Origin of the sequence: Pseudomonas sp. 10C3 (assembly GCF_036346185.1) — a bacterium.
GTDB lineage: Bacteria > Pseudomonadota > Gammaproteobacteria > Pseudomonadales > Pseudomonadaceae > Aquipseudomonas.
The window spans coordinates 1-2,920 of sequence record NZ_JASJVE010000051.1; the positions used below are offsets into that span (position 1 = coordinate 1).

General features: G+C 47.0%; 6 protein-coding genes. All 6 read right to left on the bottom strand.

Annotated features, from left to right (window positions below):
- On the bottom strand, positions 1-617 hold a 617-nt coding region (locus tag QN399_RS25945; protein WP_330201905.1), incomplete at its 3' end, for a hypothetical protein.
- Positions 618-741: 124 nt separating this feature from the next.
- A complete protein-coding gene (locus QN399_RS25950) occupies positions 742-984 on the bottom strand; it encodes a major capsid protein (protein ID WP_330201906.1) in 243 nt (80 codons plus the stop codon).
- Between the two features lie 4 nt (positions 985-988).
- A complete protein-coding gene (locus tag QN399_RS25955) occupies positions 989-1,243 on the bottom strand; it encodes a hypothetical protein (RefSeq protein WP_330201907.1) in 255 nt (84 codons plus the stop codon).
- A gap of 624 nt (positions 1,244-1,867) precedes the next feature.
- Positions 1,868-2,128 carry a hypothetical protein gene (locus QN399_RS25960; protein ID WP_330201908.1) on the bottom strand — a complete coding sequence of 87 codons (261 nt, stop codon included), beginning with the start codon at positions 2,126-2,128 and terminating at the stop codon, positions 1,868-1,870.
- A gap of 106 nt (positions 2,129-2,234) precedes the next feature.
- Entirely contained in the window at positions 2,235-2,465 is a 231-nt protein-coding gene (locus QN399_RS25965) for a hypothetical protein (RefSeq protein WP_330201909.1), read from the bottom strand.
- A 75-nt stretch (positions 2,466-2,540) separates the two neighbouring features.
- Positions 2,541-2,920 (bottom strand): phage/plasmid replication protein (locus tag QN399_RS25970; protein WP_330201910.1); only part of this gene is annotated, 380 nt, incomplete at its 5' end.

Below are 2,920 nucleotides of genomic sequence, written 5' to 3' on the forward strand. Positions count from 1 at the left end.
GTACAAGATGATGAAGAAGGCGAAGTACACAAGCCCTTTGTACATTTTGTAGGACCCACAACACACATACCGCCAAAAACAGAAGCCATCTTAGGAGCAACACCGACACCCGATGAATCAACAGTACCAGAAACCCTTACACTTCCCGTGGGATGCGTTGCAGCCAAATACATGCAAGTCGCCGTGTCATCAGCAGAGCGAAAACTCTGACAAATCCCAGATAAAGAATGAATTATAGGATTGCCTGGAGTCGCACCGACTTGAGAATCACAAAGAGAGCCAGGAGTAAACGGAGTCAAAGAATCACACGCACCCGTAACACCATTAAAAACGCCACCATCAGCGCAAGAATCCCCGACACGACTAGTATTGAATTGTTGAGTTTGCCCACCGTAATAGCCGCCATTAGCCGTAACTTTACAAGTAGCAAACGAATCAGTAATAACATTCATGACAACCGTAGACTGATTATCAGAACTCGGCCAATAAGCCCGAACGGCCTCACACGCTTCGGAAACAGAACTAAAATTACTGCCCGCAGCGTTATACCAAGAATAATTGGTAGCAAACGAAGAGGTGGAAAACAGAAAAAGAAAAAGGAAAAAAACATTACGCATAAAAACCCCCGTTTCCGGGGGCTGATGTACCTACAACAAGTTATAGATATTCAGCGCACCGGATACCTGAAACCAGTGCGCTGGCCATGATGATACCGGCCAACGCAGACCAGATCACGCCGAATCAGACCTTACGAACAAGGGCGATAATCACACCGACGACGCAGAGAGCGGCCACACAAGCCACGACAGCGCCACCTACAGCGCTACCCTGAGTTTGCGCCGAAGTGATGGCACTCAACGCACCCGCCGAAAGGTCATCAGCGAACGAACTGCCAGCCGCCAGGACGGAAGCAACACCGACCATGCCAATGGACGCTTTACGGAACGAAGGAACAGCCAGGAACTTCGAGATTGCTTGTTTCATGTGATTAACCCCTGCGGAGTTTCCGCAATTGAGAAATGATAATGCCGACGGCAAAACCAGTTGCAAACAAAAACAACGTTCCACCAAAAAACAGCGAGAACGAATTTGTATCAAAGCCACCCGTCGTTAAAAGCTCAAGCTGAGCCGCCTGATCGGGCGTTACTACATAAGTGCTAACCCACTGTTGATTATTGCAAAGAGAACCACCACCAGAATCGGCAGACATTCCAAAGCAAACAAGCACCGATTGATTAGCCACTTATTGATTCCCTAAAACTTATCAGAAAAACACAGCGCTGCAATAATAAGCAACACAACAACAGACCCAAGATAGATACATAAAACCAATGGATCAGTCGGAAAAAATACCACGCTCAAACCCCATTAGAACCGGTTCGACATAAAGAACGGAAGTATCAAAACAATCGGGACACACACAAAAAAAAGGAGGTCGGCCCAAATCATTCAAACAATCCTTTGAAATAGCGGACATGGTGAAAAGCTGACCGACCACGCAGTAACAGAAATCACAAACTACGCGGTCGATAATAACCATTGCACTCTCCCCTACCCTATGCAACGCCAGTTTTAGACGACATGGCAGCAGACAACGGCGGGATATTCTTACGACGACCCTGACGAGGGTCACAGGTAAATTCCAAACGACCATCACGAACGTCGACGTTAACATCGCATTCGTAAGTACCAGGCTGTGGAACCTCGTTAACGGCCTGAGCATAGAACGAAGTCTTTTGAGGGTACGAGTCATTCGGCAAATGGACATAAGCCTCAAACATGCACCAAGGCTTACTGGTACCCGATTTTGTCGAAATACCGGAACGCTCACGGCCTGTAACTTCGACCAGTAGTGTCATCAACATAATTAACGCCCTTTCGTAATGGGAGCCGGGATCGTTCCCGGAACTCGAAATGCCCAGGCGGGCACAGTTACTTGTTTATCACGACGAAACGTCAGTAGCTGACGCCTTGAAACTTGGGACTTGACTTGCTCAACCGAGATAGCTTGCAAGAAAACACGCATAATTGAATTAGCGAGAGCAGTAGAATCAATATGCCCGCTGTCATGATCAGCAATTTGATTCTCCACGGTAAAACGTAAATTCTGATAATCAACGCGAGTCATTAATACGCCATCCATACAACTCGTGCGAGAACAGAGAGCCAAAGTACAAAACAGTAAACAAGAAAATTTTCAAATTCATCAAGACTAGAATATACCCACCGCATGATCAAAACCCCATCCATTCAGCGATAGAGGGTGTGCCAGTTTCTTTACGGTCGGGGAACCAGATACGCTCTGGCTTGGTGCCCTGCTCTTTCCGGACTTCCATAGCCTTAAGCGTTTTGGCAACTTGATCAGCCAGAACAGGATGCATGAAGGCACGAACATGCTGCTGCTGTTGAAGCATCAGGCGCTGGCGTTGGGACAGTTGAGTACCCTGTTGGCTATCGACGATCATAAAACACCGCGACGAGAATGGAGAAGGCACAGCCAACAAAAAAGCCAAACCCGAAAAACGAAAACGAGTGATAACTCATGCCGCCACCTGCAAATGATTAGGCCGCTTGTACCAGTCAGGCGGAGCAATATTCTTAACGGGGTTAATCTCACGCATTTCACGAATGAAGACGGTGGAGAAGGTCTTAATATCGCAAGTATTACGAATATTAACGCCAATACGATTTAAGCGTGCGGCGTGAGTTTCAAAAGTACGCTGAGAAACAACGACCTCAAGACCATGCATCCAAAGATGCGCGTAATAAGCAGTCGTAATAGCTTGTCGAGGCGTCTTTACTACGTTTTCGAGAAGTAATTGCTGAGCTATACTCGCCTGATCCATCTTGGTCACCTTTAAGCGTTCGTCAACGCGCAAAAACTCTTCATGCAGAGTAAGAAACTTGCCTTCATCAAAGA